The organism is Streptomyces sp. NPDC007095, assembly GCF_040634475.1.
Taxonomy (GTDB): Bacteria; Actinomycetota; Actinomycetes; order Streptomycetales; family Streptomycetaceae; genus Streptomyces.
In genome coordinates, this window is record NZ_JBEYFS010000067.1 from 13497 (window position 1) to 28391 (window position 14895).

Genomic DNA, 14895 nt, shown 5'->3' on the forward strand with positions numbered 1-14895 from the left:
CCCCTGCAGCCACCTGCTCTCCACCCTTCATCCCCCGACCCCATAGATCGCCACCGCCGAGATCAGGACGCCCTCGGCGGCATCGACGTACATCGGTCCGTGGCACTGCCCCGGGCCTTCCAAGGAAGCGCACTCTTGATCGCCAGAGTCCTGCGCTCCGCCCGGGTCGGCACGGCGAGGAACCCCCGTACAGGCCACACCGGGTCCTGCGCCACTCGGACGTCACGTTGTACGTCTGCCTGCGGGCCTCCCGCACCGGCTCGCGGTGATCTTTGCGTGCCTCCGCCAACAGCGGGGTCCCTATGACGACTCCCACACCCAGCAGCGTGCCCGCAAGAGTCGCCCACTTCGTCATGAGCCGACCGCGTCCACGGTGATGTGCCCTGTCCAGCGGTCCGCGCGGAGCACAGCGCGGGCCGCCGCGAGGATCTCCTCGTCCATCTCCGTCCCGGAGACCGTCAGGACCCGGAGCAGCCGGGTCCACCACACGTCGGGGTCCGTCTCGTACGCGTCCAGTACCCGCACGCCGTAGCTGCCACCGACCAACCGTCGGCGGACTGCCTCTCTCAGCGCGGCGTGGAGGTCGTGGACGACCCCGCGTGAGATGTCAGGGAGTCCGGCCGCCACCTCTGTGGCCAACGCGGGCGCCACCAACTCCACTTCGGTCACTCTGGCCCCTTTGGGTTGTGCAGGTTGTGCGATGTCGTGCCCATCACCATGGCCGGGGGTGCTGCAATGCTGATGAAATTTCGATGATTTACGGGAGCGGAGGCTTCGCGGTGGACGGCGGATCTCCCGAGCTGCTTCGATTCGAGCTGCTCGGGCCGTTAGGGGGCTGGCGGGGCGGAACACCCCTGGAACTGGGTCCGGTCAAGCGGCAGGCCGTACTGGCCACGCTGCTGCTGTGCCAAGGGGCAGTAGTCAGTCATGACCAGCTGCTCGACGCAGTGTGGGGGCCGGAGCCGCCCGCAGGCGGCCGCAAGGTGCTGCCGACTCACGTCAACGCGCTGCGCAGGACCCTCGACCCGGAAAGCACCCCGCCCGCGGAGTCGGTGATCCGCAGTGGCAAGGGCTGGTACCGCTTCGTCGTCGAGGGGGTCCGGCTCGACACAGCGGATCTGGACGTGCGGGGCGACGAGGCACTGCGCACCGTCACGTCGGGCGATCTGGCCGCGGCGACAGCTCAGTTGTCCGAGGCCCTCGCGCTGTTCCAGGGCGAGCCCCTGGCCAACCTGCCGGGACCGTTCGCGCAGGAAGAGCGGCAACGGCTGGAGGAGCGCCGACGGACGCTCCGACTGGAGCGGCTCAAGTGCCTGGTGCTGCTGGGCCGGTTCGGCGAGGCCCTCGACGACCGCGGCGGGCTGTCGGCGTCTTCGGTGGCTGACCGCTACGACGAGGCGCTGACGGCCTTGCGCCTGCGGGCCCTGTACGGCTGCGGACGTCAGGGGGAAGCACTCAAGGCCTACGAGGACATCCGTGTACGACTGCGTGACGAGCTCGGAGCCGATCCCGGTGAGGAACTGCGCCGGGTGCACGAAGCGGTGCTGCACCAGGACGACGTCTTCCTCCTGCGTCCGCCGGCTCCTTCCCCGCCCAGGCTCACCACGCCACGCGAGAGCGCCGTGCCCGCCGAACTCCCCCACGACGCCCCGGGCTTCGCCGGCCGCACCGGCGAACTCGCCCGGCTCCACGCCCTGCTTCCGCCCGCGCAGGACCGGCTGGCTGCGAACACCGTGGTCATCTCCGCCATCGGCGGCGCCGCCGGCATCGGCAAGACCGCGCTGGCCGTGCACTGGGCACATCAGGTCCGCGACTACTTCGCGGACGGCCAGCTCTACGTTAACCTCCACGGCTTCGACCACGACCGGCAGCCCCTCGAGCCCGGCAAGGCCCTTGAGTTGCTGCTGCGCAGCCTGGGGCTCGCGGCATCGGAGATCCCCCCGCACCACGAAGCCCAGGGCCGCGTGTTCCGGACCCTGCTGGCCGACCGGCGCATGCTCGTCCTACTGGACAACGCGGCCTCAGCCGAGCAGGTACGTCCGCTGCTGCCGTCCAGCCCGACCTGCTGTGTCGTCGTCACCAGCCGCAACCGCCTCGGCGACCTCGTCGCCCACGACGGTGCCCATGCCCTGTCACTGGACCTCCTCCAGCCGGACGAGGCCCGCGCGCTGCTGAGCCGGACCCTCGGCGCGGACCGATTAGCCGCCGACGAGCCCGCGGTCGGCGAACTGATCCGGCTGTGCGGCAGCCTTCCGCTGGCGCTGCGCATGGCCGCCGCCAGGCTGGCGGGCGATCCGGGCCTGCGGGCGGCCGACCTGGTCGCCGAGATGACCGAGGGCAACAGGCTGCAGGCGCTGGAGCCGGAAGGCGAGGCCAACCCCCCCTTACGTACGGCCTTTTCGGTGTCGTACCGGGACCTGGCGCCCGGCGCACGCAGGCTGTTCCGCCTGCTCGGCCTGTTCCCGGGGGCGCAGTTCACCGCCGAGGTCGCGGCGGCCCTCCTGGATGCACCGCTGTCACAGGCCCGGCGTCTGCTCGGTACGCTGGCCGCGGCCCACCTGATCGAACCGGTGACGGTGGGGCGTTACCGGTTCCATGATCTGCTTCGCGAGTACGCGCAGGAGCGGGCGCTGTCGGAGGAGACGGCCGCGGATCGCGACGCCGCGTTGGAACGGCTCCTGATCTGGTACCTGAACGCCACCCGCCGGGCCGCGGGAACCTGGCTCTTCCCTGAACTGCCCACCGACCTCCACCCGGACGGGCACCCGGGCATGCCGTCCGCCCCCGGAGCCGACCAATGGCTGGAGGCGGAGGTGGCGAACCTGCTCGCCGTCATCAACCATGCCGGTCGCCACGGGCCGCGCCCCGTCGCCTGGCACCTGGCCAACTCGCTGTTCGGCCATTTCTGGCTCCACCTGCCGCGGGCGACGTGGCAGACCGCGGCACAGACGGCGCTGGACGCGGCCACGGCCGAGGGCGACCTGTTCGGCCAGGCGGCCATGCACACCAGCCTTGGAGTGATCCAGTGGGACCGGGGGCATGCCAGGCAGGCGATGGATCACGGCGCGCGCATACAGGACATCAGTCGGCAGCTCGGTTGGGCGACAGGCGAAGCAGTGGGCCTCGGCGTCAGAGGCTTCGTAGAGTGGGGCATGGCGCGCCTCGACAGTGCGCACGAGCATTTCACCGCTGGCCTGCGCGGCTTCCGGGAAACCGGTAACCGCTACTTCGACGGGTTCGGGGTGGTCGGCCTCGCCATGACCTGCCGGGATCTGGGCCGGCTGCACGAGGCTGCCGATCACCTCGAACGCGCCATCGACCCCGAGGAAGAGCTCGCCTGGTCGAACGAGAGCGGGGCCCTGCAGATCCTGGGCTGGGTCTACTGGGAACTCGGCCGTCTCGCTGACGGCCTTGACGTCCTCCGCCCCGCGGTGGCCTCCGGCAAGAGGGCTCGTTATCGCCCCGGCCGCGCGATGATGCTCGACGCCATCGCGAAGATCAATATCGAGCTCGGCCGCCAGGACGACGCGCTGATACTGGCCGAGCATGCCTTCGCCACGGTCAAACCCACAGGACGCCGATGGATTCAGTCCGGCCTCCTCAACACGGTCGCCGCCGCCCACCGCAAATTGGCGCATCCGGAAGAGGCTCTTCAGGCCGACGAGCAGGCTCTCACCCTGGCCCACGAGGCGAGATTCAAACGCGCCGAGGCGGACAGCCTCGTGAGCCTCTCCCTCACCCACATGCAACTGGGCCGCTACGACGAGGCCCGCACCCATGCCGAACAGGCACTGCGCCTGGCCCGCGACCACTCATTCCGTGTGGTGGAGGGCCGGGCCCTGACAGCGCTGTCCGAAACAGCGGAGTCCGAGGAAGCACACGCCACAGCCGTCAAACTCGGCCAGGAGGCCCTGGCCGTGCACCGCTTGACCGGCCACCGACCCGGCGAGGCACGCACCCTCTTGGCACTCGCCCGCGCCCACCGGAAGACCGACGGTGCTGCCGCCGAGCTGATGAGGCAACAGGCATGGGACATCTTCTCGGATATCGGCGTGCCCGCGAAGGAGTACAAGGATCTCGCCCAGTGACGTTCCGGCGGCCGTGCGCGTCAGTCCCGTTCCCGCCGTGACCAGGTCGTGTGCTCCGGCCCGTAGCGGTAGGCGCGGAAGACCGCATTCTGGGCCCTCGGGGGGATTCCAGGCCGACGCCGGTGCGCGCGTCCTCATCCCCAGCGGCCACTGCGTGCACTCACGGCCAACCATCGCCAGGACCCGAGCCGGACGTGAGACCTGTCCGGACCGGACAGTCCCGACGACGCCTATCGTCCCATCGGATACTGGTGGATTTCACCCATCGCCCCAGAAGCAGCAAGGGTGCCTGATGGAGTGTCACGCACGGCTGTCCACCGGTTGTCCACCGGGACCCCTTGCGCCAGCATGATCCACCCCCTACGAGCAAGGAAAGGACCAGGTCAGAGCGTTAGATCGTCGACCTCGCCACAGAAACCAAACCTCCGACCTACGCATTACGATGCACAGACAGACAGCGCCCGATTTGCCGAGATTCCAAGGTCATCCGAAACAAGAAACCCCAGGTCAGAGGCCTGACCTGGGGTTCACCATGGAGCCGCCTTCGGGATTCGAACCCGAGACCTACGCATTACGAGACCGTGAGCGATCGTGTTGCCGAGTGACGTGTCGTGCCGCCGGATGACGTTGCGCCTGATCAGAGCACATGCGACAGGTTGGGTCGTGCCACCCCGTGACGCGCCGTCCAAAGGCGTCCGGACACCGGGCGGCCACCAAACCGGCTTCCGCAGGGACAGGAGGACGATTCGCCAGGGCTTGTCACTCCCCCACAAGCACCCCCGCAGGCCGCGCGCCATCATGTCGGTGCCCCCGACCGACGACGCCTGCTCCAACAGGTCATGTCACAGTGCCTCGGCGCGCGCCCCACCATCTCCCGTGGTGGTGACGGACGCGGTTCCAGTCCACGCCGGGGGCGTCGTCGGGCACTGCTACCAGCATCGAGTCCGCTTCGTCGCGCACGTACTCGACCTGAGCCGTGGTCAGGCGCCGGCAGTTCCACAGCAGCCGCGCCATTTCGGCCGCCAGCGAATCGTCGGGCTCCGACGTCTCGCGGAGTTCAACCGCGGTGATAGCGGCGAGGTCACCACCCGGGATGCCGAGAGTGGTCGCGAAGCCTGCCACCCGGTCCGCAGTCAGTGCTCGGCGGCCCCTGCCGATACCGCTGACCGTGGAGGCGGCCAGGTACACGCGGCCTTCCGTCAGAAGGGCCAGGATCTTGGCTGCGGCAGTCGGGGAGTGCAGATTCCGGTTGAGGCACAGCAGATTGGCGAGTATCGCGCCGGAGCCCGCCTCGTACTGGTCATAAACCAACGGTGGAGGGGAGGGTCGCTCGTCGTCATCCAGCGGCAGCTGATCGATGAGCAGCCGGTGGACGTAGGCTCTCCGATCCATCGGCAGTGCCAGCATGATCTGGACAAGGCCCACGATCGCTGCCCCGGCGGCCGGTTCCCGGGGTGTGAGGGCTGCCGGCACCGGGACGTCAGCGATCACATGGAGGTCGGCGACGTGGAAACCGAGCGCGGGGGGCGAGAGCGCCGAGCTGCGAAGCCAGCGGCGGCGTGCCCGAGACCACCGAGCGGAGTTCGGTCTCCGGAATACCGGCGGCGGAGGCCAGCCACGTCACATCCGTCCGACGGTGATTCATGAGCCGGGTCAGAAGCACGCCGAAGCCTGGATGATCCGCCACGGTTCCACCGTACGTTTCACGCCGAAAGGGGACCGGCGGGGTTTTTCTCACTACGCGAGGGCTAGGCTCGCCTACTTCACCATCCTGTCGGTCCATGACGCTTGGCCCGCTTCTGTATCCGTCCCTTCAGCTTGGCATCGAAATACGCGAAGCGGTCTCGGTCGTTGTCCACCACGTCGAGGACGAGCCTCGCAAGCAGCGCCCGACCGGTCGCGTATTCCTGGTAGAGCGTCCAGAGACCTTCCCGGGCAGCGATCTGACAGTCGATCTCGATCTCGGGTGCACCAGCCTCGACCTCGGTCCAGTGGGACTCCCCGCCCACACAGGCGCCGAGGTCGTCCAGGAGCCTGACCCGTACATCCTCCCAGAGGGGCTCGTTGAGGGCCGCCACGATCAGCGAAGAGACAGGAACCGCTACCTCGAAGAGGAGCGACTGGACGTGGACGTGGCCCTCTAGGGATGCCGCCGCCAACCCCTGCGGCGTCGTCGCGTCGATCAAGGCCGCGAAGGTCTCGGGTATATGCGCGCCGGTCATGCCGCAACCACACCGCAGGGAAGCCCAGTCGACCCGCTCGGCCTGGATCAGCGACGGCCTGATGCCCATGTGTGCACTCCCCATGTCCTGGTGTCCGGGTAGCCCCGACTGCGCGGGGAGAAAGTGTACGAGTTGGTTCCGCTACCTGTTGTCCCAAGGACCGGGGTGGTAATACCACGGCCCTGGCTCGACATCGTCCGGCGTCAGAAAGGCCTGGCACTTGTCGCAGATCGGCATCTCGTCCCAGATCTCCTCCTCCCTGTCCCAATACAGCGCTCGCGTCAGCACGACACGGTTGACGTCACCGCCCAGAGCATTGATGACGTTGCCTTCCGCGCAGTATCCGCAACCCGAGGAAGCAGCGGCTATCTCGCCTGTTTCGGCGTTGTAGCCCGCTGTCCAGGTCTTCCTCGCCATGGCCGTGCTGACAGTTTCTCCATCCCGGTTCGGAAACAGCGAACGCTCCGCCAGCCGATTCCGGAGGTTTCTCGCGCCGGCAAGACCATCCTCGATGGTGGTGCCTCGGGGCACCTTGGTCTTGGTGACGATCGCCTGACTCGACTTCCTCGCTCCGGGCGCTGTCTTCTGCACTGGCGACCGTGAGTCCCGCGCCGACGGCCTGGTGCCGGAGGCTCCGGCGGCCGGTGAGCTCGGTGCTGCCGAGGCGGCCTCTGCCTCCTCCGCCCGCGCCTGCGCGTTCGCCCGCTTCAGTGCCGCCAGGTCCGCGACGTCGGAGGCGGCCTCGTCGACGGCCTTGGCACCAGCCCCCGCGGCAGCGGCGGCGTCGCCTTCGACGATTCCCTCGGCCGCCCCTTCGGCGTCGCCCACGACACCGCGTTCCGCAGCTCCGAGACCGCCGCCCTCAAGACCGCCGCCCGAGACGACACCGCCAGCCACCTCGCAGGACGCGTCGTGGTCCGCACCACCGCCGCTGAGCCAGAACTCGCAGTTGACCAGGTCGAAGGCTGTCTTGGCGATGCTGACGACGATGTCGGTGACGAAGTTGTGGGGGGCGGGCGGGTACGGACCCGGGGTCGGAGGAGCGCCCGGCGAGGGCGACGGGGTCGGTGAACCGCCACCGGCGCCGCTCCCTGTGCCGCCGCTGGAGGTAGAGGTACTGGTACTGCCGCCGCCGGAGCTGGTCGACGTCTCCCCCGTGTGCTGTCCGTAGCCGTCGCAGAAGTCCTTGGGACACAGGCCCGACGGGTCGGATTGCGTCGCCGGGTTGTCACCTGCGTAGCTGTATCCGCCCATCTGGTTGGGGTCGCCGGACTCGAAGACCGGGTCGGGGGTCAGGAATCGGCCCAGGGCCGGGTCGTAGTTGCGGGCACCCAGGAGGTCCAGGCCGGTGACCGAGTCGGCCGGCTTGCCCAGGTAGCCGTGGTTCTCGTCAGCCGAGACCCAGGAAGAAGGGCTGGTGCCGCGCGCGTTGCCGTAGGGGTCGTAGAAGCGGCGGGTGACCGCGAGCGTGGAGGCGTCGATGGCCGTCGTCGCGGTGCCCTGGGAGGTGGCCACCTGGTAGGTGACGGACCCAGAGCTGGAGCGGGTGATCCGTGTCCCGTCCGGCCCCGCGTAGTACCGCAACGCCGTACACGTCTTCGCCGCCACGTCCAGCGTCAGCTGCTCCGCGCCGCCGAAGAGGTACAGGACACGCGTCTTGTCGGTGCCGCCGACAGACGCGGTCTGCTCCAGCAGGTCGCCGTCGGCGTCGTACAGGTAGGTGCTGGTGCGGCTGGTGGTGCCGGACGGTGTGGTGACCGTCGCCGTGCGGCCCTCGGCGTCGTAGGTGAGCGTCTGGGTCTGGCCCGCCGGCAGCGCGCCCGTCGTGACCGTCGTCCAGGTCTGGCCCTTGCCGCCGCAGGTGGTGGCGGTGAGCTGGGTGCCCTTCGTCGCGCTGCCGCTCGGGTCTGTCAGGCAGAGCGTGCTCTTGGCTGCGTTGACCAGGGTGCCGGTCGACGTGACGCGCCACTTCTGGGTGGCGTCGGTGGAGCAGGCCTCCGCGACCACGCCCGCACCGGACGTCGTCGAGTTGGCCGCCGTGTCCAGGCAGAAGCCGGCCGCCTTCACCGTGCCGTCGGTGCCGATGGTCCACTTCTGGGCCGTCGACGTCGAACTGCAGGTGTTGACCTCGACCTTCGCGCCCGAACCCGTCTCCTCCACGCACAGCTTGCCGCCGCCGGTGAGGGTGAAGCCGGTCGTCAGAGGGCCGGTGGTCTTCGTCGCCCGGCTGGCCGTGTCGCCCGCGTTCTTGCCGGTCGTCGCATCCGCGTACGCCGGGGTCTGCGTGGCCGTACCCGTGCCCGGGTTGGTCGTCGTGGTCGCGCCCGCCTGGTCCGGGTGCGTGGCGGCGGTTGTACCGTCCAGCCCCGGGTACGTCGTCGCCTGGGTGGTGTCCGAGAGTGCGTCGCCGCCGGTGTCGTGATTCACCATGCCCGTGCGGTCGCCCAGCAGGTCGTAGGTGTACGTCTGCCAGTACGGCGCCGGCCCGCCGACCGTCTTCGTCTTCACCGGCGCCGCGCTGGTCTGCACGGAGGCCGTGGTACAGCCGCCGACCGCGCCCACCGGTGCGGTGCCGGAGCCGGTGATCCCGGCGGTGTCCGTCCAGGCGGCGGTCAGCCTCTGGAAGGAGTCGTAGCTGAAGCACTGCGTGTCGTGGGTCGTGTTGTTCTGGAGGTCCTCGGTCGCCGTGAGCTGACCGGTCTGGTCGTAGCGGTAGTTGACGACGTCCAGGGCCGTGGTCGACGTCTGGAGCATGCTGGACGTCTGGGTGGTGCGGCCGGTCGTCGTGTCGTACTGAGCGAAGGTCGCCAGTTCCTTGCCCGTGGGGCCGTAGTTGGTCTGCAGGACCCGGCCGAACGGGTCGTGGACCGTGCCGTCCAGGTAGGAGGGGGTGTTGGCGGCGTTGATGTAGCCGCCGAAGCCGTCGAGCGCGCCCTGCTGCGTGTAGCCGTAGCCGATGCGCTCGGCGGGCAGGCCGCCGTCCGCCTGGTACTGGGTGGTCGCCAGGAGACCGACGTTGGGAGTGTAGGTGGAGCTCAGGGTGTAGGTGACGGTTCCGCCCGCCGTGGTCCCGGGGAAGCCGTCGGCGGACGGGATCGTGAGGGTGGAGCCCAGCGGCTGGTAGGCAGTGTTGTAGCCGGTGACGGCCTCGGTGTACGCCTTGCCGTTCGCCCCGCCCACGTACCGGGTCGAGGACGCGGGGTAGCCCTTGGCGAGGGTGTCGTAGACCCGGGCTGTCTGTTGCTTGGCCGGGTCGGGCGTCGCCGACCAGGGAGCCGCGTACGTCGCCGTGAGCCGGTTGTCCCAGTCGTAGGCGTACGACATCACCTGGCCGCGCGCGTCGGTGGACTGGAGCAGGTTGCCGAGGACGTCGTACTTGTCGAAGGACGCTGTACCGGTGTTGGGGTCGGTCTGGGAGGTCGGCTCGCCGAGCAGGTCGTAGCCGTACGACCAGGTGTTGCCCGCGCTGTCCTTGACCGTGTCGATCTGTCCGGCGGGTGTGTATGTGTAGCGGGTGGTGGCGTCGGCGGGCGGGACGGCGCCCACGGTGCCCTGCTTCCACAGCACGGACGTCCCGGTGCCCGCGACGACCGCGAGGGTGGAGTCGGCCCGGACCTGGAGGGTGGCACCAGTGGTGGCGGTCAGGCCGGTGCTCCATTTGGAGGCGCCGGCGGTGGTGTACACCGCGAGGTTGCCGTCGGTACCGAACTGGGCGTAGGCGCCCGGGTTTCCGCTTGTGCCGGAGGACCAGACGGTCTTGCTGGTCGCGAGCGCGGTGAGCACGAGGTTGCCGTCGGCCTGCATGGTCAGGCGGACGCTGCCCGAGGTCAGCGAGGTGCCGGACGGGATGATGGTGCCGCCGGCCAGCGTGACCGTCGCGCCAGTGTTCTTCACCATCGACTTCACCGTCCGACCGAGGGCGTCCGTGAAGACCGCGGTCGCCCGGCCGCCTGCCGGCGGGGTGGAATCGGTCTCGTCGGCACCCGGGTAGGCGGTGGAGGTGCTCCACTGCTTGATCGCCTGGTGCCACAGGGTGCTCGCGGTGGCACGGCCCTGGCCGTCGTACGTCGTGGTGGTCTCGGCCGGGATCTCGTTCTCGTTGGCCGCGTACAGGGTGGTGGAAAGGGTGTGGTCCGGCTCCGAGTAGGGGGCGTACGACGCGCTGGGCCAGCCGTGGGAGTCGTAGAACGTGTCGGAGATGATCCGGCCGGAGTCGGAGTCGCCGTCAGCGGTCGTCTGGACCTGGCGGGGCTGGAGCATCCCGTCGTAGATGCTGATCGACGTCGCGTAGGTCTCGTCCTCGCGCAGGGTGCGCGTGGTGACCGAGGACGGGTCGCCCGGCTGGGTGATCGTGCCGCCGGGAGCGGGAACCGCGCCGGGGTTGATGGAGTACGCGAACGTCATGTCCGCGCTCTGCGTCGCCTTGTCGCGCCCGGGCAGCCATACGGCGGTACGGCGGCCGAGGGCGTCGTAGGTGATGTCGGTGACGCGATCGTTGGCGTCGACATTACGCAGCGGCAGCCCACGCAGCGGATCCAGAGTGGAGGTGACCTTCCACTGCTTCTGGTTGATGGAGACGATGCTGGTGGGGTTGGTGTTGCCGCCCGCGCTGCTCCATTTGGGCAGGTAGTCGGTGTGGGTGCCGTTGCCGGTGGCGTCGAGGGTGTCGGTGACGCGGCCCGCGCCGTCGTAGGCGATGCCGCTGGTGGTACGCCAGCTCTCGGTGCCGTCGGTGGCGAAGCCGGTGGCGACCTGGGTGCCCGTGACGTGCGGGTGGACGACCGTGCCGTAGGAGCCGAGGGCGGTGATGGAGCCGTCGCCGTCGTAGTAGATCTTCTTGTCGGAGAGCAGGGTGTCGGCGTCGGCCTTGGTGCCGCACGGGCCGGAGACCGTGGTGATGCGGTCCGGGTAGGCGAACAGCATGGCGTTGCCGCCAGAGGAGGACGGGTCGGCGTATTGCGTGCTGCTGCACTTCTCCTGTGTGGCCACCGACACGTCGCCGTGCGCGTCGACCGTCTGGACGCGGCCCTGGTCGTCGTACGCCGTGTCGGTGCGGGTGTGCCGCCAGCTGCCGTCGGCGAGCAGGGCGTAGCCGTGGCTCTGGACGGAGGTGATCCGGCGGGCGGTGAGGTCGGGCAGTGTGGCCTTGTCCGGTTTGGTCTCGCCGGGGTGGTCCTCCTGGGTCCAGGCGGTCCATGAGGTGCGGTCGGCGTGTGCCGTGGTGGTGAAGGCGAACGGGCCATTGACAGTTGAAGCGTTCACCGAGCCGCCGGAGGCGGTGTAGGTGTCCGACTGGAGGGCGGTTCCGGCGAGTTGGTCGGCGTCGGTGACCGTCTCGACGGTCTTGCCGCCGACCGTGGCGTCCACGCTGACCGAGCGGCGGCTGCCGTCGGCCTTGTAGTCGCCGTCCATGCCCTGGAGGTAGGTGGTGGTCTTCTGGGTGACCGGTTCGGGCGCCTTGCCGGTGCGCACGGTGACCGTGCGGAAGCCGCGGAACTGGTCCCATGTGCGGTACTGGTCGTCCGTGAGGTCGGAGTCGTCGCGGTGCCAGGCGGGGCCCGAGTAGGCGTACGTGGAGACGTGTGCCTCGGAGCCGGCCGGGATCTTGGAGGCGTCCGGGTTGTACTGGGCGGCGATCGTCAGATCGGCGGTGGTGACGCTGTGGACGGTGACCTTGTTGAACCAGTCGGCGATCGGCTTGGAGGCGCCGGGGACCGTCCAGTACACGGGGTAGCAGGAGTTGGTGTTGGAGTCGGCCGCCTTGATGTCGAGCGTCTTGCCCGCGCACGGGGTCTGGTTGTACTCGACGGTGATCGACTCGCCGGTCTCCGTCTGGACGTTGGAGATGCGCGGACGGTACAGCGGCGGGGCGGACGGCGAGTCGTCGTCGACCCGGTTGTCGATCTCGGTGCCGGTGAAGGAGACCTGGTTGAGGGCGATGTCGCTGTCGGTGTTGCCGTAGGTGCCCTTGCCGGTGTGGCGGATGGACTGCAGCCACATCACGGCCTGGAGGGAGCCCGCGTCCTTGGGGTCGACGGTGGTGCCGGTGACCGGGTCGACGGCTCCGCCCGCGTCGGAGTACACCTGGCCGAGGGCGTAGGAGTCGACCGGGACCAGTTTGTCGGTGTCGCCGTCCTTGACGTGCACCTTGGTGGTGATGGTGTCCAGCCGGGTGGTGGACCAGAAGGTCGGCGACGACACGATGCACACGTCCGTGGGCACCTTGGTGGCGTCGTCCGGCAGCTTCGTCTTGTCGGTCGCGTCGCAGTGCAGGTCCCAGGGGACGTCCGGCCAGTGCGGGGCCGTGTTGTCGTCCAGGTTCCCGACGGAGCAGTCGGTGAAGGTGGAGGTGGTCTGGCAGCGCTGCTTGGAGGCGAACACCACCTGCGCGGAGGGAGTGCGACCGGCCTGTTCGTCGTCGAGGGTGTAGCCGTAGGAGATGGTGGTGAGCGCGCCGCTCCGGGTGTACGAGGTGAGGGTGCCGGTGTCGTCCTTGTCGTCGGTCGCCGCCGCCTGGCCGCCACCGAGGTCGTAGTAGCCGGTCTCGGTGGAATAGTCGTAGCGCTGCACGAAGCCGGTGGGTGAGACGACGAAGTCCAGGTTCCAGCGCCAGCCCTCAGGCTTGTCGCAGCGCGACTTCTTGCCGTCCGAGTCGCTGTGGCAGGGGTCGGGCGAGCGAGGGTGCAGCACGGGCACGCCCCAGGCCGCGTGCGTGGAGTCGTCGCCGGAGCCGGAAGATGAACCGTTGGTGCCGGCGCCGGTCGGCGCGTGGTCGGCGCCGAAGTAGGCGGCGGTGCCGTCGGTGGTCAGGACACGGAAGTAGGTGCCGTCGTACAGGCCGTTGGAGGCGCCGGACAGCTCCTGCACGACCGTGCCGTCGTCGCCCTGGAGCCTGAACTCCCGTATCTCGCCCGGCGCTCCGGAGGTGGCCGTCGGGACGAGGACACCGGAGTGCGAGCCGAAGGACACGGTGGCATTGGCGCCACCCCAGCACTGGTCGCCCGAACCCTTGAGGATCTTGTCGCCGTCGGAGTCGAGCAGCGACCCGCAGGAGCGGTACGTCCGTTCCACGAAGCCCGGCTGGTAGCTCCAGCCGTCGCCGATCCAGGACGCCTGGGAGTTACGCGCCGAGGTCTCCCCGTCCACGGACTGCGAGTCGTACGACAGCGCCACCGACGGCCCGGTGTCCCCGAGCCCCGGCGGCACCTGAACGGGGTACGCATATGTGTAAGCGCCGGTGCCAGTGGCCTGCCAACTCCCCTCCGGGGTCAGCGAGGTCGCCGAGTAATCGCCCTGCGAACCCCGACTGCCCGAGGTGACGGCGATCGCCGAATCGGCAGTGGTGGTCGCGGTGAGCTGATTCGCGGTGGCCCGGTTGACGGCCTTCAGCGGGATGCGGGTGCGGCACTCCGCGCGTTGCGGGGTCGTCAGGGCGCAGGCCGGGAGCCGGGTGAGGGTGAGCCGGGAGCCGTAGCCGCCGCCGTAGGCCTCGGCGACGGCGGAGTAGTCGATGACGACGCTGACCTTGCCGGTACGGGACTTGGTGGCGCCCAGTCCGACCAGCAGGCCGGAGTCCGCGCCGGCGCGCAGCGCCTGGGTACGGGAGGCGAGCCGGACACTCACCCGTGGGGCGCTCTGCTCGCCCTTGCCCGCCGACGCCAACCACACCGGCAGCGAGCCGGCCTTGACGGGCTTGCCCTTGAGCGCGACCGCGTGTGTACCGGCCTTCGGCCAGGGCGTCTTGGTGGCCGTGTAGCGCGTGAGTGGGTGGTAACCCTTGGGATGGACGGTCTTCGTCCGGGCCAGCTCGTGGTCGCCGACGGCGGGGGTCTTCGGCAGCGGTTTCGGTTTCCAGAAGTCGCCGTGGAAGACGAACGGCCCGATGCCGTTCTGGGCCACCGCCCCCGTCACCAGCAGCACCATGGCGGTGAGCAAAGCAGAGACGAGCGTCAGCGTTCTTCGCACACCCACCGTGTGAAGTCCCCCCGTATGCAACGAACCTGACGGCCCGTCGTTTGAACAGTCACGTGGTCGGCGTGATCCAGGACGGGAGGTTAGGAACCGGGTTGACCAATTCTCAACACTTTTTGCCAATGCCATGACAATTTTGTGCTCGCTTTTAGCTTTTGCTGTGTACGTTCTGTGCGGGGGGAGCGAACATCACCGCCGCACGCCTGCCGCCGACGTTCTGACCCAGCGTCCGGCGACGGCTCGTTCGGGGCGCGGATGGTCGCAGATCTCGCGTCTGCCCTGTCCGTCGCGCGAAGGAGCTGTTCCGTGCTGTCGTCATCCGTCCGCAGACTGGGGCTGCTTCCGGTCACCGGTGTGCTGCTCGGCGCACTGACCGTCCCGGCCGGCGCGGTCACCACCGACGATCCGTCAGGTCCGTCCGACCCGTTGCTCGCCGCACAGGCGAAGGCCGTCGCCGACGGCACCCCCGTACCGGTCGACGCGCTCACCAGCGAGACCGACACCGTGACCGCACAGCCGGACGGCAGTTTCACCACGACGTCGGCCGTCCTGCCGGTGCGGGTGCAGCGGGAGGGTGCGTGGGTGCCCGTGGACGCCACACTGGTCGCCGACGC

The 14895-nt window shown here is 69.3% G+C and carries 5 protein-coding genes; 1 reads left to right on the forward strand and 4 read right to left on the reverse strand.

The features are described from left to right. Positions 1–351: 351 nt before the first annotated feature. Positions 352–669 (reverse strand): hypothetical protein, encoded by a 318-nt coding sequence (locus tag ABZ656_RS23310; protein ID WP_101406303.1) that lies wholly within the window; start codon positions 667–669, stop codon positions 352–354. A gap of 83 nt (positions 670–752) precedes the next feature. On the opposite strand from ABZ656_RS23310, the gene ABZ656_RS23315 reads away from it, so the two are divergent. Then, positions 753–4088 carry a BTAD domain-containing putative transcriptional regulator gene (locus tag ABZ656_RS23315; RefSeq protein WP_360270224.1) on the forward strand — a complete coding sequence of 1112 codons (3336 nt, stop codon included), beginning with the start codon at positions 753–755 and terminating at the stop codon, positions 4086–4088. 837 nt (positions 4089–4925) lie between these two features. Here ABZ656_RS23315 and ABZ656_RS23320 read toward each other — a convergent pair. From ABZ656_RS23320 to ABZ656_RS23330, 3 genes are all read right to left on the reverse strand, one after another. Next, entirely contained in the window at positions 4926–5495 is a 570-nt protein-coding gene (locus ABZ656_RS23320; RefSeq protein WP_129592325.1) for an XRE family transcriptional regulator, read from the reverse strand. A gap of 356 nt (positions 5496–5851) precedes the next feature. Further along, positions 5852–6379, reverse strand: coding sequence for a hypothetical protein (locus tag ABZ656_RS23325; RefSeq protein WP_101406301.1), 528 nt, complete (start codon positions 6377–6379; stop codon positions 5852–5854). A 72-nt stretch (positions 6380–6451) separates the two neighbouring features. Beyond that, entirely contained in the window at positions 6452–14275 is a 7824-nt protein-coding gene (locus ABZ656_RS23330; RefSeq protein WP_360270226.1) for a ricin-type beta-trefoil lectin domain protein, read from the reverse strand. Positions 14276–14895: the final 620 nt, after the last annotated feature.

Bases quoted from the DNA above. Each gene is read 5' to 3' on its own strand.
- ABZ656_RS23315 (WP_360270224.1), top strand. From the start codon at position 753: ATGATTTACGGGAGCGGAGGCTTCGCGGTGGACGGCGGATCTCCCGAG.
- ABZ656_RS23320 (WP_129592325.1), bottom strand. From the start codon at position 5,495: ATGCTGGCACTGCCGATGGATCGGAGAGCCTACGTCCACCGGCTGCTC.
- ABZ656_RS23325 (WP_101406301.1), bottom strand. From the start codon at position 6,379: ATGGGCATCAGGCCGTCGCTGATCCAGGCCGAGCGGGTCGACTGGGCT.